Below are 26,077 nucleotides of genomic sequence, written 5' to 3' on the forward strand. Positions count from 1 at the left end.
CCTACAAAATAGATGATACCCGCTATACCGGCGAAATAACTTGTCGGCGGTTTCTCCAGCAACATAACTACCACCATACGACCACAACCCGGTACGTTGCGGAGTGGTGGCCTGAACCGGCTGTTCTGTGTATTGACCTTACTGATCCGGCTCCGATGAAAGAGAATCCTTGATTTCGTCTATATTGGGCTAGTTGACCAAGATCAAGGCTCAATTTCAGTACACGATTTACTTGACTAAATTTCTCTGTGTCTATCGGACCGGTGATCAAGTGTACTACTGGAACAATTCTGAGTGGAAGACATCCAGTACAATTCAACTGCTTGGATTGCTTCTACGTTGTGAATACGGATTACAATGCTGCGAAGAATATTGCGCAGAGGTTGGCGGTGAAATTCCGGCGGGACAGAAGTCCCCTGCTGGAGGGGCGTCCTGTGAAGTACGATCTCTCCTCGGTTGAACCAAATCCGTCGGTTGGTGTTCGCTGTGGACGCCGGCTCAATACCTCAAGTTGTCGAAAAATGAAGATTCGGTTGGTCGTTGCGTGCCGATCCGGTCAGCGTTCGTAGGTGACCGAGAACCGCCAGGCTCGATCCGGGATCACCGTCGATTCTTCTCTCCTTGTGGTCTCGATCTTCGGCGCACTATGCAGGGCCTCGCCGAATTCGGTACTGCACAGGCGCGTCTGATTAGCGGCATCCAGCCAAGCTCTGTAGCGACTGCGGAGATCCGCTTTCTCCAGTTGATGACCTTCAGCGCTGACTGAGAACTGCTCAAAGAACGCAGTCAGCGTGGCCGGCGTCGCCATAGTCGACTCTTGTGGCGGGCAGTCGTGGGTACAGAGCGTGTCGCTGTCGGCTGGATCCGGGTAGTGGATCGTGATGTCGCACCGGTAGCTGAGACGATCCGGCCTGAACCAGCCCTGGATGGGGGCATAGGACGCCCTGAGGTCGGCCTCCGAGTCGAGGGTGGCGACAGTCGTCCCGCCACCTCGCGTGAGTTTCATTTCAGCCGTTCCGTCCTCATCCTTGGCGATGAAGACGCCATCCGGCAGGTCGGTATCGGCGTCGATCGCAGCCTCACCGCCCGGCAGTCGGAGCGTCTCCGTGCCAACAGTGAGGTTGACCCCACCGGTGGCGAGCAACTCAACCGTGGCCGGGGGTGTGCTTGTCTCTCGGACGAGGCGGTCTCCAGCAGGTGTCAGAAGCGACGCTGCCGTCCGGTACGGGACGGCCCCGCTGTCGGTCAGGTCCTTCATAGGAGCTTTCGCGAATTCATGGACTGCCCTGGCGACGTGTTTGTTCGGGACGATCACGCGCGTGGTCGAGCCCGTCTGGGTGGCCGCTTTCAGCCGCTGGCCGAGCGCTCCCGGCCTGCAGGCACCAGTCACCTTCATAACACCGTCTTCGGTGGTCGATTCGTCGGGGGCGAGTGTGTCGTGGACGATACTACCATCGTCGGGGGGGAGGGGATTCCCCCAGTCTCTCTCGTTCATCATGAGCGAGCGAATCAGTTAACGGACGGGGGCATAATCAGCCATTTTTTACCAGTACGGGTGTATCCGCCGCTTTGCACAAGACATACGGCCGTATTATTATCTTAGATTATATTCTCATAATGCATATCACTGAATTCACCGCCCCGCGAAATTTAATAGGGGTTGCGACACAAAGGTATGTGAGATGACAACGGGACTTGGAGGACTCCCGGGTCAGATACGTGCCGCTCTCAAGGACGCAGGATTTGATCCAGAGCCAAAACACTCACCGTGGACCTATGCAGATGTCTTCGTCCGTGAAGGGGCTGACACGTATGAAGAAGCACTTACGCGCGAAATGGTAGAAAAGTCACTTGAACAGCGTAGTGACGATTTCTCTTTTGATAATACTAGATCAACGAGTAACAACACACTGAACAAACTCGTGAAGGCCGATATCCTAAATCAAGATAAAAAAGGCCAAGCACACCGCTACTGGCTAGCCTACTCGCTGGATGCTACGCCTTCACAAGAATCGGCAACGTCCGATAGTCCGGACCCAGCTGCCGGGGACCCAATGAGTTATCCCTCGCCCCCGACGCCCCTCCTCCTGCCCTTGCTTGCGTTGGTTGCCGGGTTCTCTATAACATTCCTGAGTTTGATTGGCTTTCGGCTCTCTGTCCCGTGGCCGGTCGCGACCGGGAATGCTGTCCTTGCGTGTGCATTTCTGTCGATCGGATTCGTGAGTGGCAGTGTCACAATCGCCACGAAAGTGCGGCAGTCTCTACCTACGCTTGATATGGAGACACCCTGAGAATCTGTTCCAAACTCACATGCTTGATGAGATTGATGCTCCTTGACGAACCATTAAATATTCAAGATGGAAACCGACGAATTCCGCTGTAGAGAATTCTAGAGGCTACTGATCGGGTAATTGCGAGTGAGCCTGTTACTGATTCGGTCGCGACGTGTGATTCAGAGAACGGCTTGTCTCAAACGAGTCGTCTCACCCACGCTCGCGTTAGGCGGACTCGTCACGAAAGCGTTCGATGAGGTGCTCATACCCGTCTTCGTCCTCGAACACGTCATAGTCGTCATCAGCACCAACGAGGAGAATGACAGTCCGATTACTGTTGTTGTCGAGGTCTTTGGCGGCGGCGATAGCGTATGCGTCTCCGATAGCTGGGCTGTACGTGGCTTTCACGTCTGCCGCAGTTTCCCACAGGGGGTCGACGTTGTATTCGGTCACACCTATATCTCGGAGGGCATCAATATGGGTATCAGCCTGTTCGACAGATGTTCTTCGGGTGGTGATGTACCGGAATTCCGCGAGGTTGATCGTGGCGATGTATCCGTCGCGTTCGCCGTCGTACACGCGGTCAAGCCAGCGTTCGACCTCGCTTGCGCCCGGTTCGTCAAAGGAAAAGGCGAGCAGTGCCTCGGCATCGAAGACGATCGTCATTTATCCTGCTGCGACAGTTCGTACTTCTCGTCGGTCTGGTTCTTGTCTCGCTCTCGTTCGGCACGAAGCTGTTCCGTGGCCGACTGCGTTTGCTCTTGCTCATCTTCAGATGCAAGTGCGCCCCGAAGCTCAGCCGGACGCTTGACCGGCCGGACCACGATCTCGCCCTGTTCATTCTCGACGAATCGGACCCGGCCTGGGGTGTCAATATGCAGTTTGTCACGAAACTCCTTCGGGATCGTTGCTTGCCCCTTGCTGGTGACCGTTACGGTCGTCCCGTCTTCAGACTCGCTCATGTGTAATGAGGGTTCTCGGTAATACTTTAATCTTTGTAATACTCTTCTGAACTTGCGGAGGAAGAGGCTGTGTGCAGCAGAAAACGCAACTCATCGCTCAGTAGGTCTGGATGTGGGCGACGGTGCCCTCATACTCACTCCCATCTAACTCCTGCAAGAGATTCCCATCGGCGGTGTAGGCTATCCCATCCCGTTCGACGGCGAGTGCGACGTAGGCAGCGTCGTAGGCCGTGATGTCAACGGTGTTCGCGATCTCCGCGATGGGGCCGACTGATCCGAACGAAACGAGTTCGATACCGTAGTTGTCAAGCGAGTTTGCGGCTTCATGGAGTCGCTCGCCATCGTAGTGGCCGCTGTACTTGAGTGCATTGACCGCCTCGAAAGGCATGAGCGCCGGTGCGCACAGGTCGTGTTTGCCGTTGAGGAACTCGTCACGAAGTGCTCGGGCCTGTTCGTGATGCTGCTCGGGAATGTACCACTTGACGACAGTACTAGTGTCGACGACGACATCGGCCATTAGGATCGCTCCTCGCTATATCGGGTGTCACGGAATTCACGAATCTGTTCTGCCGTGTTCGTCGTCGCTACCTCGTCGGCGTCGATGACACCGCTCAATCGCTCGCTGGTCGCAACTGCATGGGCGAGGTTCCGCGATTCCAGACTCTGTAGTTCCTCCTCGATGTGGTCACGGAGCACTGCACTCCAGTTTACGTCATCGTGTTCATCCATCCGTGCTTTCACTTCGTCGGGGACACGGAAACTGACACTTCCCATAGAGTATTATATGTGCTACGGTATTATTAGTCTTACACCATGTCCAGAGCTGGCTCTCAACACAAACTCCGTTAATGTTGTTGAGAACGATCAACGCCCATGGAGACTGCGCTCCCTACGGATACACTCGTATCTGCAAAGCGCGTCGTGGAAACAGGAAGCCCTATCCCCAAGGAGCGAACGGCACAAGCCGTGAGCGAGTAGGGTAGGGTAGTTCACAGCCCCCGATCTCCATTCGACGCTTCCTTCCCGTTCTTCAAGCGGGCGACGACGTTCTTGCAGGCGTCGACGGCCTTGTTCCGAACGGCTTGCACAAGGCTACCGTTGAACCCGTCTGTTCTCCTGTCGAGGAATCGGCCAGAACGGGAGTCCACGCTGAATCCAACCGCTTTAGCGGTGGGTAGCTCAAGGACGTGGCCGATGTGACGGATACGAACCGCACGCTGTTAGGTCGGACGCGGCCGACAACAACGTATTAAACATCGGGAGTTCGAACGGCGCTGGCACTAAACTGTAGGCGGCTTTCTTGCGCTGATCCCTGAGAACAATTACCACAGCGGACCCAAACAGTTATTATGAACACGATAATATTATTGTATGCATAATGATAGACAGAGAGACGGAACTCGAGTGGCTCACGTCGCACCTCTCACGAGACGAGCGACAGCTTCTCGTCATATACGGGCGACGGCGGGTGGGAAAGACGACGCTGGTGACGTCGGCGCTCGACGCACTCGAAGACACGTCAGTCTACTATCTCTGCGACGAGCGGGGCGCAACGCACAACGCTCGGCGATTCGCGGCACAGTGCGCTGCCGCGTTCGATGACATCACTCCGGATGTCGACGGGTTCGTTGAGGCGTTTCAGTATCTCACGGCGCGCACCGACGGTCCGTGTGTGGTGGCATTAGACGAATTCTCGTATCTCGTCGGCGAGGACGACACGATCCCGTCGGTGTTTCAGACCGTTGTCGACGACGTACTCGCAGGGACAGACGTCTCGCTCGTGTTGTTAGGGTCATCGATTTCGATGATGGAGGAGGGCGTGTTGAGCTATGAGAGCCCGCTATACGGGCGCCGAACCGGACAGTGGGAGCTCGCCCCGCTCTCGTTCGCGGACGTTCGCGCATTCTTCCCGGACGACGATCTGGAGACGCAGATCCAGTTGTACAGCGTGCTTGGAGGCGTCCCCGCGTATCTCGAACAGTTCGATCCAGGTCTGAGACTCCTCGAGAACGTCGAGCGGGCCATCCTCTCGAAAGGCGAGTTCCTGTACGAGGAGCCGGAGTTTTTGTTACGCCAAGAACTCCGTGAGCCCGCGACGTACATGGCGATCCTCGAAGCCATCGCTGGGGGCGCAACGCGTGTCACCGAGATTGCCAACGAGATCGGTCGCGACGCGAGCAGTCTCTCCCGGTATCTCCAGAACCTTATGCAGTTGGCGATCCTCGAGCGGGAGCAGCCGGTGACGGACCCTGACGGTCGGGGACTGTATCGGCTGACGGACGATTTCCTTCGGTTCTGGTTTCGGTACGTGGCGCCCAATCGAGGAACGCTCGAACAGGGGCGGACGACACCGGTCCGATCGGCGATCGCTGAGACGCTGCCGACGCATACGAGTCGGACCTTCGAGACCGTGTGCCAGCAGGCGGTTCGGACGCCGGCGTTTCCCGTCTCCTGCTCGCGGGTCGGCCGCTGGTGGTACGGCGGCGAGGAGATCGACGTCGCCGGGATCAATCGAGAGACCGGGACCCTCTTGCTCGGCGAATGTAAGTGGACCACAGAACCCGTTGGACGAGCGGTGTTCGACGAGCTGGAGACCCTCGAATCGGAGGTTCGGTGGCAGGGACCCGACCGGGAGGTGCAGTACGTAATCTTTTCGCGGGCCGGCTTTACAGATGAGTTACAGACCGTCGTCGATGGGCGGTCCGACGCGTCGCTGTACGGCATCCCGGAGCTCGCGACACTCTTCGACTCCGAGCGGTGAGGAGCGGTGCTACTACGGGGTCGGATCGGGGACCGAGCGTGGCTGTGTCGACGAGCTGTCGATGATCTATAGATGAAGCGACAGGTAGCACGGAAGACATTTAGTAGTACAAACTCTAAATTTAATACAGATATGTCCCGTAATACTGGCGATGGAGGAGTCATCCGCGTGTCCAAGAAGGGACAGGCGACGATCCCGAAGGAGCTGCGGGAACGGTTCGGTATCGACACGCCAGGAAAGGTACTCATCCACGAAGAGGATGGGAAGATCGTGGTCGAACCCCTCCCCTCGGTCGAAGAGATGCAGGGCGTCCACGCTGGTCGCTACGAGAAGGGCGAAGTCCTCGAGCACCTACGCGAGATGAACGACGAAGACAAGAAGCTCGAACGCGAGCGCGATGAGCGACTTGAGCGGCATCAATGACGGACTACGTGTTCGACACAGAACCGCTCATCGCGTATTTTAGGAAGTGTGAGGCGAAAACCCACGGCTTGAGCCGTGGGATGAAGCCGACAACTAGGAATCAAACCACGCGACAGTGGCAGGCTGACTCCCCAATACTCAAGAAGCGCCCGTCTTACATATAAGATATGGAGGTGCGGCGTACTGTTCCCGTTGCGCTCGATGTGGACAGTGATGACGCCGCACTCCTTGAAGACACCGTAGACACGTTCCTCTGGTCGGCACAGTATGTCGTAGACCACGCTTTCCGAGGCGAGTACGTCACCACCAGCAAGACCACGCTGGACGACGAAACCTACGACGACGTACGCGAGAAAACGGACGGGTTCAACGGTGGACTGGTACAAGCCGCTCGGAACAAGGCCGCTGACGACTGCAAAAGCGTCGTCGCACGCTGGAAAAACGGCAAGAAAGCGTCGAAGCCACGCTTCACCAGTCCACACGTTGTCTACGACCACCGCACCGCCACCTTCCACGACGACTACGTAAGCCTCGCCACCACAGACGGCAGGATTGAAGCCGACTACGTACTGCCTGACGAGGATAGTGACACGCCGCACTCGGAGTACCTGTTTGCAGATAAACACGAAATTACGGGTGCGGAACTACACTACCAAGACGGCGACTGGGCACTTCACATCCACTGCAAGAAGGAAGTGGAGTCCGACACGTCGAAACAGGCACCACCTGAGAACGGAACGGTTCTCGGTGTTGACCTCGGCGTGAACAACCTCGCGGTCACCTCGACAGGCACGTTCTGGACAGGAGACGAATTCGATCACTGGCGCAGAGAATACGAGAACCGCCGTGGCTCACTCCAACAGTGCGGCACGCGATGGGCACACCAGAACATCCACTCAGTCGGACAGAAAGAGGAAGGCCGGTTCAAACAGATGCTCCATCGCATCAGCAACGAACTCGCTGCAGAAGCCCGCGAGAACGAGTGTTCGGTCATCGCATTCGAGGAGTTGGCGGACATTCGTGAACGGACTGGTGCGTCGTGGGGGCACAAGTGGGCGTTTGACCGCCTCTATAACTACGTTGAGTACAAGGCCGAAGAATACGATATTGCGGTCAAACAGGTTGACCCCGAGAACACGAGTCGGCGTTGCTCGCACTGCGGTTTCACCCATCCCGACAACCGCGATGGCGCTGACTTCGAGTGCCTGAAGTGCGGGTACGAGAACCACGCGGATTACAACGCCGCGAAGAATATCGGGGTGCGGTATCTCCGCCGGAACCAAACTGGGAACGGCGGAGGCGCACCCTTGGGCGTGCGCTTAAACAGCGGGACGTTGAACGTGAACGGAGGCTATTCTCCTGCCGAGGAATCGGCCAGAACGGGAGTCCACGCTGAATCCCACCGCTTTAGGGGTGGGTAGCTCAATTTGGTAGGCCACCGACCCGAGGGCGACTTGTGTGTTCGTTGTGACTTGCTTACTGTCCAACCGGATACTCTATGCTCTCTCTCACTGATTTCATCTCCCCATTCCTTGGCTTTAGACATCAACGCTCTCTCGAATAATCATATTTGATCATTATATAGGCCAGAGGACAGAGGGCGATGTCTGGCGATTTCAAGGATAAATTGAACCTAAGTATCAAGTTTGATTTTGCTGCCACAACGTCTAAATCCCCCGAAATCGGGCATTGTGTATGGGAACGGGCACCCCCCAACCGGGCAGCGATTCATCGGGCGATGACGCAACGACTGACGATTCTCCGGGCACTGACGGCGCGACACGACGGCAGCTTCTGGTCGGGCTTACGACTGGCGCGACGGCGATTGGCCTTGGCGCCTCGGCCGCCGCTGAGGCACGTGGTCCAAACGGTAACGGCGCCGGCAATAATCGGCCGGTTCGAAATAATCCCGCGGGTAACAACGACCGCGTCGAGCAAGGTCGTGGTCCGCCGGACCAGGTCATCGTCGGAACGACGACACAGGCCGCGGCTGACGAGGCCGCACAGCAGGCTCGTGAGGTCCGCCACAAACTCGACTTCGGCGACCGGGGCAAGGCCGTCGCAGGGCGGTTTCCCGAGCAGGCACAGCAGGCGCTTCAGAACCGCCCCGACGTGCGCTACGTCGAACCCGACGCGACGTTCGAAGCTATCGGCGAGTCACTCCCGTGGGGCGCCGACCGCATTGATGCAGACACCGTCCACGATGGCGGCACGACCGGCGACGGCGCGGATATCGCTATCATCGACACCGGCATCGACAGCGATCACCCAGATTTGGTCGACAATCTTGGAGCGGGGAAGGCGTATGTTGAGGCCGGTACCGACTACGACGGAAGTAGCTGTAGCGGCAATGGCAACACCTATCACGAGCCGTGGGACGACGACAACGACCACGGGACCCACTGCGCCGGCACCGCCGCCGGCGTCGCCAACAGTGAGGGCGTGATCGGTGTCGCTCCGGGCGCGACGCTCCACGCGATCAAGGCACTCTCCTGTAGCGGAACTGGGTATCTCTCCGACATCGCTGCTGGCGTCGAATATACGACCAATCAGGGTTGGGACGTGGCGAGCCTGAGCCTCGGCTCCTCCTCTGATTACTCGACGCTCAAGGATGCGTGTCAGTATGCCGTGGATCAGGGCGTGCTGGTGGTTGCAGCTGCGGGTAATGACGGCCCCTGTTCGGACTGTGTGTCCTATCCCGCGAAGTACAGTTCGGTCGTTGCCGTGAGCGCGACCGACAGTTCGGACGACCTGGCCTCGTTCTCCTCGACCGGGCCGGAGATCGATATCGCGGCACCTGGATCGTCGGTCAAGTCGACGGTTCCCGGTGGGTACGCGTACTACTCCGGGACGTCAATGGCGTGTCCACACGTGAGTGGGGTTGGTGGTCTGTTGATGGCGAATGGATACAACGGGAGTGAGGCGCGGTCGGCGTTGCAAGGGAGTACGGAGGATATCGGCTTATCCGCGTCGGAAAGTGGGAACGGGTTGTTGAACGCGGAAGCCACTGTTCCATCTTCAACCGAGCTTAGTATATCTTCCCTTGAAGTTTCAGATATCCAATCAGACTCTGTCGTTCTCAATGGCGATCTGGAGAGTCTCGGTGGAGCGGATTCAGTCGATGTGTACTTCAAGTATTGGGAGAAGGGTTCGAAGTCGTCGACAGCCGACTTTACGTCGGTAGAGACGCTCTCATCGACGGGACCATTCAGTAGCAATCTGTCTGGATTGTCGTCGGGGACAACTTACGTATTCGCGGCTCGCGGGAAAGCTTCGGATGGAGATTGGAATCGCGGAACACGTCTGGAATTTGTTCCAGATAGCCTTTCCATCTCGACGATGGAGGCAACCATTAACTCAGCAAGTGCCACACTGAACGGCACATTGGAGAGTCTCGGTGGTGCTGACTCGGTGGATGTGTACTTCAAGTATTGGGAGAAGGGTTCGAAGTCGTCGACAGCCGACTTTACGTCGGTAGAGACGCTCACGTCAACGGGATCGTTCAGTGAAAGTGTCTCCAGTTTGTCCTCGGGAGCAACCTATATTTTTGCAGCTCGAGGGAAAAGTTCAACTGGCGACTGGAATCGTGGCTCTCGTTTTGAATTTTCGCCGCCATAATCCACCTCCTTATTATCATCGTAAAAAAAGGAAACAATGGTTGCGCTAATCGTCTGCAGCCGACTCATTAGCCGTTATATCGCGTATCACAGCTAAAAATCATTGAGTTGGACTGATTCGATAGTCCACATTTCGTGACTGAGATTTAGTGGATTCTGATCCTCTCAGATCCCGGGAGATCTCGTATGGAGTTGATAACCGACGTGTGTTTGGTCGGCTCAATGCCATCAACGCGCTCATCATGTTGATGGTTCCCTCGCTGGGAGTACGACTGCTTTCATATAACTGGTTTCCGCAACGAAATATAGGCCATTAGGCGAAATTCTACAGAAATCGCAATCCCTGGTTAGGGTAGTATAGATAATTCGATGATTTTTGCCTCTCTCGTCGCCGGATCAGCTGTCTTAATTGTCGCTACGCTGTTAATATGAATTATTTGAGAGGCGGCGTTCAGCCTCCTCGCGGTCTTCAGGGTACCCAATGTCGATCCGCCAGCCGCTGAGGCCGATAGCGTCGATAGTGCGCCCCGACTGAATGAGAAGGTCGATGGCGTCGGATATCTCGTACTCGTTGCGCTCCGATGGCTGAACGAGATGACATGCGTGGAAGATGGCGGGTGAGAAGGTATAGAACCCAGTCATCACCAAGTTACTCGGTGGATCTTTCGGTTTTTCCACTACATCTGTGACCTCGCCGTACTGGTTAGTGTCACACACGCCGTACCGGGACGCCTCCTCCCACTCAACTTCTTCAACGAGAAAAGCGGCGTCTGTACGGTCTTCATGTTGTCGGCGGACCACGTCCTGGAGATTCGCCTGGAAGATGTTGTCGCCGAGCATCAACATGAAATCGTCATCGATGTGCTCTTCAACTGTCAGGAGGGCGTGGGCAAGTCCCTTCTGCTCGCGCTGGTGGGTGTAGGTAATCGGGATGCCATCGTACTCGTCGCCGTAGTGATCTATGATGATCTCCTTCATATATCCGACAACGACGATGAGCTCGTCCGCACCAAGTTCAATCAACTTGTCAAAACAGTGAGTAATGAGTGGCTCCTCGTCGACTTCGACCATCCCCTTGGGCTTATCTTCAGTTAGCGGCCGGAGACGCGTGCCTTTCCCAGCCGCGAGTACGACAGCTTTCATGATCTCGAATTCTCTTTTGAGGGCCGATAAGAATTCTGTATTGACACAGATGATCAAGGTGGTTTGGAGTTTATTCAGGTACTAAAATTGTCGGTGATAACTGCGACAGGGGAACTCCCTGATTCAGTAGCGATAGACCATTCCGTGAGTAGGACAGTAGAGTCCGGAGTGCCTCGCACAGGTGATGGAAAAATTACTGGCTAAAGAAAGGCAGGCAATCCACGGGTGAATGACAGGAACTCAAGGGAATGCACCCTTTCATTAACAATTTAACTGAAGACAAGGATCCATTCACGAGTGTAGCTTGGCTGGTTGACTGCACGCTTAGATGTAGGTTTATTTTTGTGGATACGGTGTAGTCTCTACGTTTGACGGACCCTCACGGACCAGTTGCGGGAGAATGTTGCTGAATGAACAGCGAAGAAGTCAATAAATTAAATTTTATTTACCAATGATATTTTATAATTTTCTGTTGTTCTTGGTCATCTCTCTTCACTACCGAATGATTAAATTCATATGATCCTATGGAAAAATCGAGCCGTGCAGGAGTCCAAAAGCAAAACTGGAGTGCATTATGAATAATGCGAGCATGGCTCCGGGAATATGCCTAATACCTGCATCCACTTCTGACGCTCTAATCGATGAGATAGCCACGAGATTAATGATAACAAGATATATACCGAGTATCAGTGACCATAGTGGAACAGTGACACCACTAAGAAAAATCATAGCTAAGCCACAAACACGCGGTGAGAGCGGGTATTCGTCTAATTTGTCGAAGACGTTGGCTTTCCCGTAACCGTTTCCATAGTACTGTTTTCCAAGTGCCAACGGTGTTGATCTGGGGATATAGCTGATCTGTAGCTCTGGATACTGATAAAGACGAAAGCCAGCTGCACGAACGCGCTTGTTATACTCGTAATCTTGTGCCCGGGGGAGATCGGTATCCATTTTCCCAACCGTGTCAATAACTTCACGTCGGTAAGCTCCGAAATTCACCGTATTAACATAGCCTTCCACAGGACGAAACCGTGCACTACTTGCTCCTAACCGGGAGACGAGTGCAGCTGCCACTGAGTGCTCAAAGTAGGTATCCGCCCTGGGAATCATTCGACCACCAACCACATCAGCATCAGGCGCGCGCTCAAATGCGGTCATTATATCGTTGAAGAATTGAGGAGGTACGATACTATGCCCGCTAATAAACGAAACGATGTCACCAGTCGCGTTTTTAATCCCGACATTTATTCCGTGTGGTGTTGTTCGGCCAGGGTTGTCATAGAGAGATACACATTGGTGGTCATGCTCATACGACGAAACCAGATCCCGAGTCCGGTCTTCACTCCGACCGTCGACCACTAAAATCTCTTTACGGCCCTTATAATCCGCAAAAATTAACGCGTCTAAACAGTTTTTTATTGTTTGCTCTTCATTATATGTAGGCACAATAACTGAAATCGAAGCCGTTTTGGAGCTACTACTGTTCATCAACCGATACAATCGGCGCTTTTTGATATAAGTATGTTGCAGTGAGAGGAGGCATAGTTTTAGTCTAATTACGGATTCTATATATTGCTTGATCATCTATTAGTTAATACAATTATCAAATTAGTCTTATAGTGTGTGAATAGATGAGCATCGAGTGCCATGATCCACTTGAAAATATCTAAAAGTAGTCATTAAATCAGCAACGAAACTATTTTGAGAAAAGACACTAATTAAAATTAAGAGAGACGACAGATAGCACAGAAATCTTTAATCTGAGCGAGTTTCCCACCTGCCTTCTTAAACTCTTTTTGACACAATAGCGAGAAAACGCTCTTTTCAGTAAATGAATGGGTTCTCATATGAATGTTTTCTAACTTAAATCCAGAGGATTGCAGCATTTGTTTGATTTCTTCCGGACCGAAGTGATGTGGGTGTGGTGTATCAACCACGTCAAGTTTATTTCGGATTATTTTAGGAAGCGAGAATGTGTTGACTGAGAAGAAAAACTGACCATCACGCTTTAGAATCCTACTTATTTCATCTAAAACCTCATTTGGATTTCGTGTGTGGTCAAGTACATTCTGAGAATATACGATGTCAAAGGAGTTGTTGGAAAAAGGAAGGTGTTCACCACTTCCACAAATAATCTCTGCGTTAGTTTTGGTACGTGGAATCCGCTTCTCTTCATAGAGTGGATCAATTGAAACTTGTAACCGGGGATGTTCCAGAGCATGGATTATCCCCGTTCCACCCCCGACCGCTAACATGTCCTTATTTGACAATACTGATATATCTTCTTGCCAGAGTCTCTCAAACAGCGATTTTGCAGATTCCTGGTCCGAAACAATCGAGGTATGTGCAGAGTGGTTCCTCTCTGCTTGCTGTGCTGTCTGCCACCGATTCATAGTACGGTTATATTAAGACACGGACTTAAAATATCTCTTCACGTGTTATCGGTCATTCTGTCATCGTCCACTTCGGTATATGATATCGTGAGTATATGCTGAACTTATTCATATAGACGCAAAGAGCCTTGTTTAGACGTTCGTGACGCCGGTTAGTGGCTCTATTGAGAATGCAGAATCTACAAAGAGCTCTCCTCTTATCGATCTACTTCTTTTGGCAACGGTCGTGACGGATGAGCTATACCGCGTCTAACAAGGCCATTGCAAAGAATTCAGATCTTCTGACTTCCTTTAGCAGATCCGCTAAAGCAGGTCTACTGGTTACTTGGCGGTTGGGGTTAATGCGAACGTATAACTTCTATCCTGTTAGAAAAACAAATATGAATACGAGGCAGATCAAAAACTGCGCTATCGGTGATGGAACAACAATTGGCAATTTCGTGTCGATTGAAGACTCCGAAATTGGATCTAATTGTCGAATTTGGCGGTTCGTCAATATGTATGGTTGTAAGGTTGGTTCAGAGTGTATGATCGGGAGTTTAGTAGAGATTCAAAAGGATGTGCTTATCGGACGAGGTACGCGGATCCAATCGCACGCATTTATCTGCTCAAAAGTAGAAATAGAAGAGGATGTCTTCGTTAGCCATGGTGTTAAATTTGTCAATGACCGTTACCCTCCGAGTGGCAATTCAGACTCTTGGGAATCGACGACGATCCGTCAAGGAGCGTCGCTTGGGACCGGCGCTGTGATTATGCCTGTTGAAGTTGGCGAGAATGCAATGGTTGGGGCAGGGGCAGTCGTTGTTGACGACGTCCCTCCAAATGCTGTTGTAGCAGGCAATCCAGCTGAGATCATTGACTACAGAGACTGAGTTGAGGTACTGACTTATTTATTCATACGGAGTTGATCCGCATCTACATGAACGGCTTTATTGGTCTGATCTGATTCGGTGGCCAGATCCAACAGCGAGACTGCTTCAGCGCCGATCTGTCCATTGGCAAGAGGTGATCGATCATCCTCAATTGCCATGAGGAAATCTGTAACTTCCTCTCGAAGAGGCTCTGCGTTCCGTGTCTCATGAGCTGTCTGACCCTCTTCAATCGCCCGGAACTCGTTATTTTCACGCCGAATTCGCGTGTCGAACATCTCGAATTCTGTGTCCTTTAAATAATCGAGGTGGATAGATCTCTCCGTGCCGACAACAATAAGTTCACGCTTCTTCCCGAATACGGGAACTTGCCACGATTCGTTAATGGTGCCAATAGTATTTCCGTAGTTGAGTGTTAACGTTGCCGTCTCCTCAACATCGTCTCGGATCCACGAGTTTGTCGCACAGAATAGTCGATCAGGATGTTCTCCTAACAGATAGCGATACACATCAATATCGTGAACTGCTAGTTGATGTAGGACCCCACTTGATTCACGGGGGACACGGAAGGAATACCGATTGGTATGAAGATATTTGATTTGACCGAGTTCCCCCCGCTCGATCCGTTCTTTGACAGCCTGTAACGCAGGATGGTAGCGGAAAATATGCCCAACTGCGAGTATTCGGTTGTTTTGCTTCGCCGTATCAACGATCTCCCATGCTGTATCACCGTGATTTGCTAATGGTTTCTCTACAAGACAATCCACGCCGTTTGAGAGTAAGGTTATAGCTATGTCTCTGTGGGTGTGCGATGGGGTCGCGATAATTGCAGCGTCCACCCTTGCAATTAGCTTTCGATGATCGGTGACGAATTCAACTCCGTAATTGGAGGCGAGTTCTGCAACGCGATTCTCATCGACATCGCAAAAGATGACTTCTTCTAAGAGACCATTTTCTTTGAGTTCCACCGCGACGCGTGCGTGGTTTGAGCCCCAGTAGCCTGTGCCGATCACTCCAAGTTTCATTGGAAGTACTCCCGAATCTGATCACAGACGTACTTGACATCTGGTTCACTCAGTTGAGGATGCATGGGAAGTGAAACGGTTCGTGAGCAGATGTCTTCAGCGATAGGCACAGTCGTGCTCGCCACTCGATCACGAACGGCCTCATGTTGGTGAACCGCATTTTCGTAGTGTATTCCTGTACCGATCCCATGTTCGTCAAGGTGTGCTCTGAATTCCTTTCGTTCTCTTGCTGGTACTAATACGGGATAGTGGTGATACACGTGTTTTGACTGAGTATATGTTTTGGGAATAGTGATCTCCTCAATATGTTGTAGCCGCTCATCATACTGTGAAGCTGCCTTTCTACGGGCCTGTGTCCAGTCAGAAAGACGCGTGAGTTGTTCTCGACCAATAGCTGCCTTGACTTCATCTAGCCTGTAGTTTAATCCGAGATGAGTGTGCTTTCCGCTCTCATCGCGACCATGATTTCTGAGAGCACGAGCTTCAGACGCAAGTTCGTGGTCATCCGTCGTAATCATGCCGCCGTCACCGCCCACGGTCATATTCTTAGTAGGATAAAAGGAAAAACAACCAACATCTCCGAATGATCCTACTGGCTGATCATTATGTGTCGCCCCATGTGCTTGGGCTGCGTCCTCAATAACTGTAAGCCCATATTCATCGGCGATCTCAAGAATTTCATCCATCTCCGCTGGCTGACCGTGCATATGAGTAACAGCGACTGCCTCCGGATTCGTAGCTTCATCTATAGCATCTTTCAATAGCTTAGGATCCATCGCGTAGCGGTCAGGATCAACATCAACAAAGACGGGGTCTGCCCCGAGTTCAAGAACGGGGCTAACCGTCGCAAAGTACGTGTGCCCTGGAACGAACACGTGATCCCCCGAATCGATATCGAGCGCCTTCATTGACAACAGAAGAGCTGCAGTTCCGTTCGAGACACCAATTGCATGGTCGGTTGAGCATAGATCGGCAAATGCATTTTCAAGAGCCTCGCATTCAGGCCCCTTTACAAGACGTCCACTCTCAAGTACGTTCACAGCGTCGGATATCATTTTATCATCGATTGTGATATCTACAAATGGAACTTCATCTACCATAAGCTAAGACTCGTTCTTAGTAACTTATCATCTTCGGAGGTGACGAACTGATAGGCTTCTTTGGCTCTGTTGAAATACTTAACAAGCTACATGTTGGCCCAGTAGTGTAACCGAATGCAGACCCTCTAAGATCTCGGTTGCTTCGATTTGCCGAGGAAGTCTTTCAGTTAGTGCAACGTGCTGTAGCTCGATATTCACCGAAGTTCTCGAAACAGCGCTACACGCTTCATGAACACATCTCCTGTGTCTCAAAGTGCGGAAGGACACGACCTATCGAACTCTCCTCGACAACCCTTTTGAGATGCCTCGCATTCGGAAAGCAACCAACATCACCGAACCTCCTGCGCCGTCAATGCTGTGCACAGCGTTTGACAGTTTCAATATGGCCATCTTGCGGCTTTGTTGAAATCCTCTTGCAGTCTTGTGATTTGTTAAACAGCCAATTTTCGACGTGTCTGCGAAGTCTGTCGGAGAATCGCTCTCTTCTGCAGTTCTGGGAGATTTCAATAGAGTCGAAATACCATAATTGGCCCAGATGGAATTCTCCTCTATCATCTCAAACTCGGAAAATCATAAATAATATTACAGGTAACAGACCATTCAATTGCTGAACACATTATTCGAGAAGTTGCTCATATAGGGCGATAAGTTTTTTCGCTTCGGCTTCCCAGCTATATTTAGTCTCGACGAGTGAGCGCATTTGAACAGGATCGTAATCCTGTTGTATGGCGGTTTCGACGGCATCTGCCGCAGCCTCGGTATCCCCCTGCGGAACAACATGACAATACTGTTCCGGCATGAATGCTTTAACTGCGTTGACAGGTGTGGTGACAATCGGTAATCCGGCATAGAGATATTCAAAAAACTTCGTTGGTACGGTTTTTTTGTAGTGTTCAACGTCAACCAATGCGAGTCCTACATCAGCCGAGTGGAGATACTGGAACATCTCATCGTATGCAAGATATCCAGGAAATCGAACGTAGCGTTCTAGATCTCGTTGGTGAATGAACCGCTCCACGTGTGCTTGATCCTCATCTGGTGACCATTCTCCAAGTGCCCATAACTCCACATCGACGCCACGCTCTAACAATGCCTCGAGAAGTTCAAGCATTCGGTAGATCCCGCGCAGCTTCTGTAGCCCACCAACATAACAGAGGACATGTTCTTGATTCCGTTCTACCTGACCTGTAGCTGGTTGTAACGATTCCGTCCGTGGGAAATTGTGTGCGACCGTAACGGGTATTTCACAATCCCGAAATGGAGCAGCGATCCAGTCAGAAACCGTAACGATCCCATCGAACTCCTCTGCTACTCTCTGTTCTATCTTGGGGATAGCATAAGACAGAGGAATCGATGCCGGCTTGGGGATCCATTCACGTGTCGTGGCCACATGTCCATAATCCTCGTGGACATCATACACCACAGCTGAATCAGTTGTCGCTGAGAGATAAAGTCCAACCGGGATTAACTCCGGATCATGAAAGTGGTAGATCGACGCGTCGAGGCGTTTCGCGGTTCGGGCGACTGTCGGAATACTCTGCCATCGCTCCAAACGTGTCGAAACCGATCCGAGGCCATAGAACCTGACTCCGTTTCGATTCTGGTCTTGGGTATTATGAGCAAGAATGCCGACGTCGAAACCTGCGTTGACTAAACTAATCGCCTCTTTATCGAAGATTCGGGTATCAGTTGGGTTATGCACCGTTGTCAAGTGTAAACTATCCATGATTACAAACAGGGTATAGTAAGCCAATAACTGGTGCGGTACAGTTTAGTTGTGATCCTTGATTGCCTCCCGGAAGATTCGTTCAATGGACTCGGCGTTCCGTTCCCAACTGAATCCATTAAGTGCTGTTCTCTGTGCCCGATCTCCGATGTGGCGCCGTAACTCTGGATTTTCATTGAGTTCCCGGATCAGATCAGTGATTGCTCCTGAATTCTGAGGTGGGACTAAGAATCCCGTCTCTCTATGTGTAATGAAGTCGGCTGGACCCTCTCCTTCACAAGCAATAACGGGTAGTCCGCAGGCCATCGCTTCCAGATACGCAATCCCGAATGCTTCCTCATAACTTGGAAGAACGAACAAGTCTGCTGATTTGAGGTACGAGAAGACTTCCTCGTGATCAACTTTTCCAATAAAGGAGACTTTATTGTCTATATTGAGTGTCTTAGCCTTTTCTTCAAGATCTGATTGAAGCGGACCGTCTCCAATAACCACATACTCATAATCAAGCGAAAGATCTGATAAGGCTTCTAAGACGTATCTATGGCCTTTTTCAGGATCTAAATTCCCGACACTAGTGATTCGCAGACTCGATCTCGGCGCTTCGACTGACTGAGCGTTAAGTGCTTTTTCTACGGAGAACCCATTATGTACGACTTCAACTTTTTTCAAATCATCAAAATTATCAGCATATATTCGTTTTAATTTTCCACTGTTGAGTATAATTCGAGTTGACGATTGAAAAACTGATCTTATTTGGGATTTACAAAACCTGTGATGAATCGAGTGTTGAAGATCAAAGCCGTGTACTGTTGTCACTAGTGGTACGTCTAATGAATGAGCGAGTTTCAACGACCCAAATCCATCAGGAAGTGCTACGTGTGCGTTGATCAGATCCGCGGATTCGAATAGATGTCTATTTTGATATAATGTCCTCCGGAAGGAGTACGCAACGATCGGCAACGTCCCCAAGCATGGAAGCGACCAGTAGCGCGGATAGTGGACAGTGATATCATCATATGAGTCCGACTCAGGGACATTCTTTGAGGAGGTGCGATTAAGAATCTTGGCGGCGATCTCTGGCACCCTAGGAATGGGAGAAATCACTTCCACATTGTGTCCTCTCTCGGACAAGGCCCTGGCCTGTTGTAGAACATATATCCCCCTAACGGAGTCGTTTGGGGTCGGAAACAGATGTGAAACGATGAGGATATCCATTGTGTGTATAAATTACTGGGAGTCGCGCTGCATCATCAATCCACCTGCTCTATCCTAAGGCCTGCATTGCTTTTTTCTGATTTTCTGACGGAAATATTAATGTCGTTCGCCGACAGCTGTGGTGTTGATAGGTGTATGTGGATCAATGATTGTGAACGAAAGTTCTGGTGAGGACTGAGAGGCGATCACCGAATAAACGTGAGATCGTAGGCCGTTGATTGGGACTACGGCGAGGAGTCTTCTGCGATGATATCGGTGAAACGGTGTCTGTCCCAATCTGATACCTCATGAGCGTGTCATAGAACCCATCTCATAGCTTCTCACAGCCTGGATTGTTTCCTTGCTCGTAGTTGGTGATTGCAACGACGAGTCGTAGACAGAGCGCAACGAACACTTCTGTTCGTGGGTGGACGCGGCCTCGGGCACGTCCGCGCCCGAGGTCGCACCCTCGTAGTAACAGTGCAGAAAGCCGCAAAAAAGGTCTGGTGGCTCGTGAACTCGTGTTCGCCCCCGCTTCGAGGGGGCGAACACGTCGTAATCCAGCAGAAACCCGAACTCAAGGTGTTCAAACAGCGGTACTGTTTCGGTCGCCGCTGCATTCAAGAAGTCGTTGACTGAAGCTACGTCTTGCAGGGTGTCGGAGCTGGTGGATACAGTATCCAAGCCCCGCGGTCTCCCACGGGAGGCTTTCTATGACACGCTCACCGCGTTATAATCTTAAGAATATGCGGGTACCCCGGTGCGTGCGAGAGGTGGCGATTTGAATTCTATGAAATACTGCTCAAAGTGACTGTCTACGATCTCCGCTTGGATATCCCTCATCGGTAAAATTCTGTACCCTATTCCGCAGCTACAGAGACTACCTTTATTATTCCTGAAAAGGTATTCGCTGTCATGACCCGACCTAATATTCTGTTTCTCATTTGGGATTCTGCCCGGTTTGATTATGTAATGGAACACGCCCCGACATTTTCCCAGTTGGCGTCAGACAATCTCTCATTCACAAATGCCATTGCCCCAGCCACGTGGTCACTGCCGTCACATACCTCATTATTCACCGGCACGTTACCGCACACACATGGTACGTACCATCTGAACCATTCAGTCTCGGAACTTACAATTGGCTCAGAGTTAGAAAAAAAAACATATCAGCGCTTTGCAGTCTCTGGCAACGGCTTTTTTTCCATTAGATACGGATTTGAGACCGCATTCGATGAATTCTATTATTCGCGTGAGCGCTTCCAGCCATTCGGTAGTGGACTTCCTGCACGAAGCAGAGCATATCATATGCGACGCCAAGGCTATTCTAAACCCGATATTTTCTTCGATCTGTTAAAATCTTCATTTAAGCATGAAAACACGATAGGAAGCCTCGCAAATCTCGGCGATCTGCTGCGAACTGAATTGCATAACTTGATGGCTGCGCACACATCAATATCCGCCAGACCATCTGAATACTCCGCAAAACGTAACACGCAAAAATTACTAGAAATTCTCCAGCGGGCCCAGGGATCTGATCGGCCGTGGTTTATCGTCGCGAATTATATGGACTGCCACCGGCCGTACGATCCGCCCGCAGAGTTTCGGAAGAAACATCTTGATGACGATATTTCACCGTCCGAATTTGATCGCTTGACAGAGAAATTGATGCCACCATGGAAGTTTATTGAAGCTGTAGATAGCGGAGAGGAAATTTCGGAAACGGATCTTCGGATGATTCGCCAGCTGTACGCTGCCGAGGTTGAACGTGTTGATACACATCTAAAACAACTACTAACAGAATTGGAAGCCAACAGCATGCGTGATAATACACTTATTATTGTGACCGCCGATCACGGCGAGAATCTTGGTGAACAAGACTCCTTTGGACGGCGACGAATGGGGCATGAATCATCAGTTAGCGATCAGTTGCTTCATGTACCCTTATTGATTGCCCACCCTGACCTCTCCGCCCAGACTGTTGACCAACGAATGTCAATCCGGGCGCTCCATGATCTGATAATTCGACTGGATTCAGGAAAATTGCAATCGGATGATGTACTATCTACACTACTTCCTGATCCAGGCACACCAATATTAGCAGAATACCCCATTGTTGGCGGTGAGGAAATACGTGAGAAATACCCGAAAGCAAGTGAGGAATCACTCGCTGATCGACTAAGCCGTCATACGGTAGTTGGATATCTGGATGACTGGAAGTTGGTGGCCAGTTCAGGCGGGGATCGTCACGCGTGGCGCGCGGGCGCGCCCAAAAATGTCAGGGAGGCACCAGATATTGTCCGCAACTATGTTGAGGGGGCCCTTGAAAAATTGACGCAACAGCACCCGCCGACATCAGGCGTAACTGCACAGAAGCAAGAAGAGCTTGAAGCGTTGGGGTATCTTTGATCAACATCACGTAGGCGAAATGTATCTGTGATGGTTGAGCTCCCAACCAACTAAATCCTGACATCCCAGTCGTACTTAGTGAGAGACTTGTTAAGGGTGCGTTTGCGCTTTGCTGGAAGGACCTCTGGTGCGATACCTGTCATGATCTTGTTGCTGGTCGCAACAAGACTTGTAACGTAGATTCTGGCGTGATGACGTTGTGACGGTGACAGGGGTTCGAATTCGTCGAACACATTCGCGGACAACAGGAGACGCAGAATCTGTAGTCGGGATCACCGTCCTTGCTACCGTCTACGTCACAGTCCTACTTCAAAGTGCAAGCCCGAGTAAAAATTTCAGCCCACAGTATCAGAACCTAAACGTGAAACAATCGTGTCGACTATAGCTAGGACCTTTCGAAATTACTCTCAGCAGTCTAGCCGATTTGGATGGTTCGGAACATACGGAGTCAATAAAACCCCCTATCGTTTCGCCTGTGGGCCTGTACTTGTTGATGAACGAATATCCGGAACGTTATTGTTTGATAGTAGTGCGTGGTGAGATGTCATGAGAATAACCCTTAAAGAAGTTAGAAATTGTCGTTAGGGGATCCTCCGTCAATTAAATCCGAGGCGACTTGATCGGCGCGATCAATCCATCGGTTTTGTTTCAGTGTCTGTATTGCATTCTCTTTTTTACGCTGGTATAGCTTTTCATCTGTTGAAAGCTCGGTTAATGCCTGAGCCAAATGCTCGTAGTTTGCTTTGCACACAATACCGCAGTCAGAGGACTGCACGAATGAAGCGACTTCATCAACATTGGTAGTGATTACTGGGAGACCATACGAAAGGTACTCGAATAACTTTACTGGCATACTTATATTATTATAAGTGGTTGGCTGTATCGGGATAATTCCTGCATCGGCGAATTGATAGAGGGAGTGTAGTTCTTCACCATGCACGTGATGGATCTCTGCCCAATCCGAATCAAAGCGATCGCGGACTGTTTTCGGTAGTGACTGAAACTCTGCCTCACGACAAATAAGGATAAGAGTAATATTCTGGTTCTCCGCGGCTGTTTCCAAAGATTTAGACAGAAGCTCAGTTCCGTATTTTTTCGAGACACCGCCAACGTATATTACGCGCCTCAGCTGGGACGTGGATTTATTTGTTTCGGTTCGGTCTATTCCTCCTGGTGGAAGAGGCGTTGTAGATGATTTGAGAGAAAGTTGTTCGCCAAACGAGGAAGACGGTACGTATATGCAATCCCCAATCCTTGAGATCACGGATAGATCTAATCGATATCGAGCTTGTAGCTCCCAGTATTTTAACCCCGAATGGTCGAATAGCTTTGGGAACTGCCAATATATATCTCTGTAAAAAATGCCAGTCGGTATATCTTTTTTCCAAAGGTACCAATATAGCTGGTAGTCCACAAGTGGGTTTAGCGGCCAAGTTGTGGGCTCGGAATAACAAAAACGGTATTCAGATTCGTTTTGTCGAAGATCACGAATCTTATCGCGTCTCTCCTCAGCATTTCCGATGATTGTTTCTACTGTATAATTCAATTGTTCAAATGCTTCGATCATCTTTGCTGGTCGAACACTTGAGCCGCTATCAAGATCTTCTAACGGTTGGGGTGTATGGAATAGTATTCTATCTTTCATTGATCAACTGTTCTCCTCCAGATCTATTAGAGAAAAGGCAGTAACTGAGTAGACAAATATTTTATTATTGGATGGAATGTCTCCAGATACCATAGCATTGAGTAGTGAAAAAACCAATACTGATAGTATGAGGCCTGAATATATTGGATTATTCCTCCCGAATCGGATTATAATTGTAAATATAGTGAGTATATACGATGTGAACAAAACAAACCCTATCAATCCAGCTTCAACTAAAAATTCCAAGAAGATATTATGAGGATATCTAAATGAACCTAATTCATACATCGACTTGAAAGATCCAATTCCATGGCCGAAAATTGGATTTTCTATAAATAAAATGCGACTCTCTTTTATCATATTTATCCGCCCTTGCAAACTGTCTCCTGGGCCCTCTGTCAGGAGCAATTGGATCCTGTATAGAGTTTCCCCATCTAATAACGATGGCCCCAAAAAGAAAAGAATGCCGAAAATAACACCTGCTGCAACAGAATATTTTTTTATATTTGAAGATATATGTGTCCTATTATTCAAAGAAACCCAGAAAAAGTAGACAATTACTGAAGTGATTGATGCGATCACTGGTCCTCGACCGCCTGTTTGTAGCATAAAGAAAAAGAAAACTATGATAGAGATACTAGCAATGCTCTGCACCAGTAATTTTTCATAATTGAATATAATAAAAAGTGAGATGGGAATTCCTATCCCCAAAATACGATTGATTGTTATGTAACGTTCGATGAAGTGGGGCGAAATTAGGTGACCAATGATCATATATTCGTATACCATTTCAAGAGCAACAGATCCTACAAATAGGAATATGATGATATAAAATATCTTTACCAATGACTTGTTTCTTGAAAACAATATAGCCGAAAATAAAAGTATTGTTGGAAGTTCGACTATTATACGATATGTTTTTATCATGCTGTAATGTGTCTCCGGTGTCCAAAGACTTGTTATGGCATAGTACGAAAAGAGAAGAACGCAAACACCTAACGATTTGATGGTGATACGCTTTCGGCAAAAATTCGGATAAATAATTAATATACCGGCTACCGCGAAGATTATTAAATAATAATAGCTTGCAATCTCTACTGGGGGAAATGGTATATAAACATACCTGTTTAAATGATACCTGAAAATATATATTACAAATATTGGAATAAGTGAGATTATGCCAATTGCCTTGGTTAGATTTAACACATTAACATTGGTTTTTTTTATCATCGCGTCGCTATTTTCAATTGTCACTTCGACCAGGGACCTAATTTCCATTGTGAATTACTGAATCTAATATTTCTCTAAGCTTTTTAGTTTCGATTTCAAAATCTGCATCTCGATGTATTTTATCGGAATCTACCTGTTTACCAGATAGAGCTTTGTATTTATGGCCAAGAATATCTGCTAATATAAAAAACGGGGCATCTACGACTTCGCCGAACAGCTCAACAACAGTAAGGTTATCTGCCCAGATCATATTCACCAGTCCCGCTCCGTGTGGTCCGACAATTCCATCCGCATTATGAATGATACTTATTTGTTTGGATAAAGGGTATTTTTCGAGCTCTATGATTTCGATATTATATTCATTCAATACTTGTTCTATTTCCTGAAAGTTTAGTACTCGGCGTTTATCTGCGCTCTGCCTTGAAATATAGACCCATTTTGATACTGTTTCTTCTTTGCTAACTTGTGCTAATAACCGACCGCGCAGCCATTGGATTGCCTTTGGCGTCGGTTCGGGAAACGATGGCACGATTAACTTTTTTACTTTAATTGTCTTTCCATTCCATTCTGTGTACTCATTTTCACTGTATCCTAATAATTGAAGGGATTCTTTAATATATGCTGGCGGATCCGGGGGTATAATCAGATGTACTTCATTCCCTGTCTTATCTTTGTAATATTCAGCAGCTCGAATCTTGAGAAGATGATAGATCATCCATTGATAGTAGGTATGTGATCGCCCGTGTAGTATCGTTACGTAGGAGTAGTTCGAGCACTGTTTCGGCGATGAGAGACCGAATAGGAGTGGATAAATCGACCCAGGATCCTTGCTGATATCCTCTATTAAACAGCGTCTAATTCTATCTACAGTGAATATTTCATTGTAAATATCAAAATCGATCGTATCCCCAATCATTCCACCTCGCTCTGGATATGCCAAGCTGTTTTTTCCAGCTACAAACACATTAGATATAGATGCTACGAATGGATCTCTAAATCGATATCTTGGCTCTAAATGTAACTCAGTATATTCTGATGCACTTAGTGGTACTAAACTACTTTGTTCCTGGGGGGTTGGCAACTCTGCAGTATTTTCTATAGTATAGTATTCAGAAGATAGTTGTTTTAATTCATTTGAATCAATCACAATTGAATCGTATAACAAATCAATTACTCTCCTTGCTGCCCGGGAGTTAGCTGAACGATACAATCGTTGAGCAAATTCTACGGGACCATCAGCTATTAAAATCCGAATTCCTTTTTTTATTAGAGACATTGAATAACCTTTGTCATTTTAGCCCAAAAAC

21 protein-coding genes and 3 pseudogenes are annotated in these 26,077 nt (G+C 49.7%); 7 read left to right on the forward strand and 17 right to left on the reverse strand.

Going from position 1 to position 26,077, the window contains the following annotated elements:
• Nucleotides 1–556: 556 nt before the first annotated feature.
• The 5 genes from DU484_RS07315 to DU484_RS07335 form a co-directional block, all read right to left on the reverse strand.
• Nucleotides 557–1,498, reverse strand: a complete 942-nt coding sequence (locus DU484_RS07315; protein WP_114605535.1) for a hypothetical protein — start codon at nt 1,496–1,498, stop codon at nt 557–559.
• A gap of 1,000 nt (nt 1,499–2,498) precedes the next feature.
• Nucleotides 2,499–2,939 carry a PIN domain-containing protein gene (locus DU484_RS07320; protein WP_114605536.1) on the reverse strand — a complete coding sequence of 147 codons (441 nt, stop codon included), beginning with the start codon at nt 2,937–2,939 and terminating at the stop codon, nt 2,499–2,501.
• Complete coding sequence (locus tag DU484_RS07325; RefSeq protein ID WP_114605537.1) at nt 2,936–3,235, reverse strand: AbrB/MazE/SpoVT family DNA-binding domain-containing protein; 300 nt, start codon at nt 3,233–3,235, stop codon at nt 2,936–2,938. The genes DU484_RS07320 and DU484_RS07325 overlap by 4 nt, the downstream gene beginning before the upstream one ends.
• Nucleotides 3,236–3,332: 97 nt before the next feature.
• Nucleotides 3,333–3,752 carry a type II toxin-antitoxin system VapC family toxin gene (locus DU484_RS07330; RefSeq protein WP_114605538.1) on the reverse strand — a complete coding sequence of 140 codons (420 nt, stop codon included), beginning with the start codon at nt 3,750–3,752 and terminating at the stop codon, nt 3,333–3,335.
• Entirely contained in the window at nt 3,752–3,964 is a 213-nt protein-coding gene (locus DU484_RS07335; RefSeq protein ID WP_114605539.1) for a hypothetical protein, read from the reverse strand. Before DU484_RS07335 ends, DU484_RS07330 begins: the two co-directional genes overlap by 1 nt.
• Nucleotides 3,965–4,613: 649 nt before the next feature.
• On the opposite strand from DU484_RS07335, the gene DU484_RS07340 reads away from it, so the two are divergent.
• From DU484_RS07340 to DU484_RS07355, 4 genes are all read left to right on the forward strand, one after another.
• Complete coding sequence (locus DU484_RS07340) at nt 4,614–5,996, forward strand: ATP-binding protein (RefSeq protein ID WP_114605540.1); 1,383 nt, start codon at nt 4,614–4,616, stop codon at nt 5,994–5,996.
• A 132-nt stretch (nt 5,997–6,128) separates the two neighbouring features.
• Nucleotides 6,129–6,419: an AbrB/MazE/SpoVT family DNA-binding domain-containing protein gene (locus DU484_RS07345; protein ID WP_114605541.1), complete on the forward strand. Its 291-nt coding sequence runs from the start codon at nt 6,129–6,131 to the stop codon at nt 6,417–6,419.
• A 167-nt stretch (nt 6,420–6,586) separates the two neighbouring features.
• Nucleotides 6,587–7,840, forward strand: a complete 1,254-nt coding sequence (locus DU484_RS07350) for an RNA-guided endonuclease InsQ/TnpB family protein (RefSeq protein WP_114605542.1) — start codon at nt 6,587–6,589, stop codon at nt 7,838–7,840.
• Nucleotides 7,841–8,114: 274 nt separating this feature from the next.
• Nucleotides 8,115–10,037: a S8 family peptidase gene (locus DU484_RS07355; protein ID WP_114605543.1), complete on the forward strand. Its 1,923-nt coding sequence runs from the start codon at nt 8,115–8,117 to the stop codon at nt 10,035–10,037.
• Nucleotides 10,038–10,459: 422 nt separating this feature from the next.
• Here the strand turns inward: DU484_RS07355 and aglF are convergent, their stop codons facing one another.
• The 3 genes from aglF to DU484_RS07370 all read right to left on the reverse strand — a co-directional run bounded on the left by aglF (nt 10,460) and on the right by DU484_RS07370 (nt 13,572).
• Nucleotides 10,460–11,179, reverse strand: a complete 720-nt coding sequence (gene aglF, locus DU484_RS07360; protein ID WP_114606734.1) for a UTP--glucose-1-phosphate uridylyltransferase AglF — start codon at nt 11,177–11,179, stop codon at nt 10,460–10,462.
• A gap of 522 nt (nt 11,180–11,701) precedes the next feature.
• Entirely contained in the window at nt 11,702–12,667 is a 966-nt protein-coding gene (locus tag DU484_RS07365; protein ID WP_157969532.1) for a glycosyltransferase, read from the reverse strand.
• 236 nt (nt 12,668–12,903) lie between these two features.
• The gene (locus DU484_RS07370) at nt 12,904–13,572 is read right to left on the reverse strand and encodes a class I SAM-dependent methyltransferase (protein WP_114605545.1); all 669 of its coding nucleotides are present in this window, start codon (nt 13,570–13,572) and stop codon (nt 12,904–12,906) included.
• 380 nt (nt 13,573–13,952) lie between these two features.
• Here DU484_RS07370 and DU484_RS07375 point away from each other — a divergent pair, with 380 nt between their 5' ends.
• Nucleotides 13,953–14,444, forward strand: a complete 492-nt coding sequence (locus DU484_RS07375; RefSeq protein WP_114605546.1) for an acyltransferase — start codon at nt 13,953–13,955, stop codon at nt 14,442–14,444.
• 14 nt (nt 14,445–14,458) lie between these two features.
• Here the strand turns inward: DU484_RS07375 and DU484_RS07380 are convergent, their stop codons facing one another.
• Nucleotides 14,459–15,466: a Gfo/Idh/MocA family protein gene (locus DU484_RS07380; protein WP_114605547.1), complete on the reverse strand. Its 1,008-nt coding sequence runs from the start codon at nt 15,464–15,466 to the stop codon at nt 14,459–14,461.
• Entirely contained in the window at nt 15,463–16,566 is a 1,104-nt protein-coding gene (locus DU484_RS07385) for a DegT/DnrJ/EryC1/StrS family aminotransferase (RefSeq protein ID WP_114605548.1), read from the reverse strand. Before DU484_RS07385 ends, DU484_RS07380 begins: the two co-directional genes overlap by 4 nt.
• Before the next feature lie 114 nt (nt 16,567–16,680).
• Between DU484_RS07385 and DU484_RS07390 the strand changes: the two are divergent.
• Nucleotides 16,681–16,966 (forward strand): annotated as a pseudogene (locus DU484_RS07390) (IS5/IS1182 family transposase); the annotation flags it as partial.
• A 216-nt stretch (nt 16,967–17,182) separates the two neighbouring features.
• Here the strand turns inward: DU484_RS07390 and DU484_RS07395 are convergent.
• The 4 genes and pseudogenes from DU484_RS07395 to DU484_RS07405 all read right to left on the reverse strand — a co-directional run.
• Nucleotides 17,183–18,292, reverse strand: coding sequence for a glycosyltransferase family 4 protein (locus DU484_RS07395; protein WP_114605549.1), 1,110 nt, complete (start codon nt 18,290–18,292; stop codon nt 17,183–17,185).
• A gap of 45 nt (nt 18,293–18,337) precedes the next feature.
• Complete coding sequence (locus tag DU484_RS07400; RefSeq protein ID WP_114605550.1) at nt 18,338–19,507, reverse strand: glycosyltransferase; 1,170 nt, start codon at nt 19,505–19,507, stop codon at nt 18,338–18,340.
• A 310-nt stretch (nt 19,508–19,817) separates the two neighbouring features.
• A pseudogene (locus DU484_RS20725) lies at nt 19,818–19,961 on the reverse strand (IS5/IS1182 family transposase); the annotation flags it as partial.
• Nucleotides 19,955–20,170 (reverse strand): annotated as a pseudogene (locus DU484_RS07405) (IS5/IS1182 family transposase); the annotation flags it as partial. The pseudogenes DU484_RS07405 and DU484_RS20725, both read right to left, overlap by 7 nt.
• A gap of 231 nt (nt 20,171–20,401) precedes the next feature.
• Between DU484_RS07405 and DU484_RS07410 the strand changes: the two are divergent.
• On the forward strand, nt 20,402–21,895 hold the full coding sequence (locus DU484_RS07410; protein WP_114605551.1) for a sulfatase-like hydrolase/transferase: 1,494 nt from the start codon (nt 20,402–20,404) through the stop codon (nt 21,893–21,895).
• Between the two features lie 568 nt (nt 21,896–22,463).
• Here DU484_RS07410 and DU484_RS07420 read toward each other — a convergent pair.
• The 3 genes from DU484_RS07420 to DU484_RS07430 are packed head-to-tail and all read right to left on the reverse strand — an operon-like array spanning nt 22,464 to nt 26,046.
• Nucleotides 22,464–23,540: a glycosyltransferase gene (locus tag DU484_RS07420; protein ID WP_114605552.1), complete on the reverse strand. Its 1,077-nt coding sequence runs from the start codon at nt 23,538–23,540 to the stop codon at nt 22,464–22,466.
• Between the two features lie 3 nt (nt 23,541–23,543).
• On the reverse strand, nt 23,544–24,818 hold the full coding sequence (locus DU484_RS20605) for an O-antigen ligase family protein (protein WP_114605553.1): 1,275 nt from the start codon (nt 24,816–24,818) through the stop codon (nt 23,544–23,546).
• Entirely contained in the window at nt 24,808–26,046 is a 1,239-nt protein-coding gene (locus tag DU484_RS07430; RefSeq protein WP_114605554.1) for a glycosyltransferase family 61 protein, read from the reverse strand. The genes DU484_RS20605 and DU484_RS07430 overlap by 11 nt, the downstream gene beginning before the upstream one ends.
• Nucleotides 26,047–26,077 lie beyond the last annotated feature (31 nt).

The sequence above is a fragment of the Haloplanus rubicundus genome, assembly GCF_003342675.1.
Lineage (GTDB): Archaea > Halobacteriota > Halobacteria > Halobacteriales > Haloferacaceae > Haloplanus > Haloplanus rubicundus.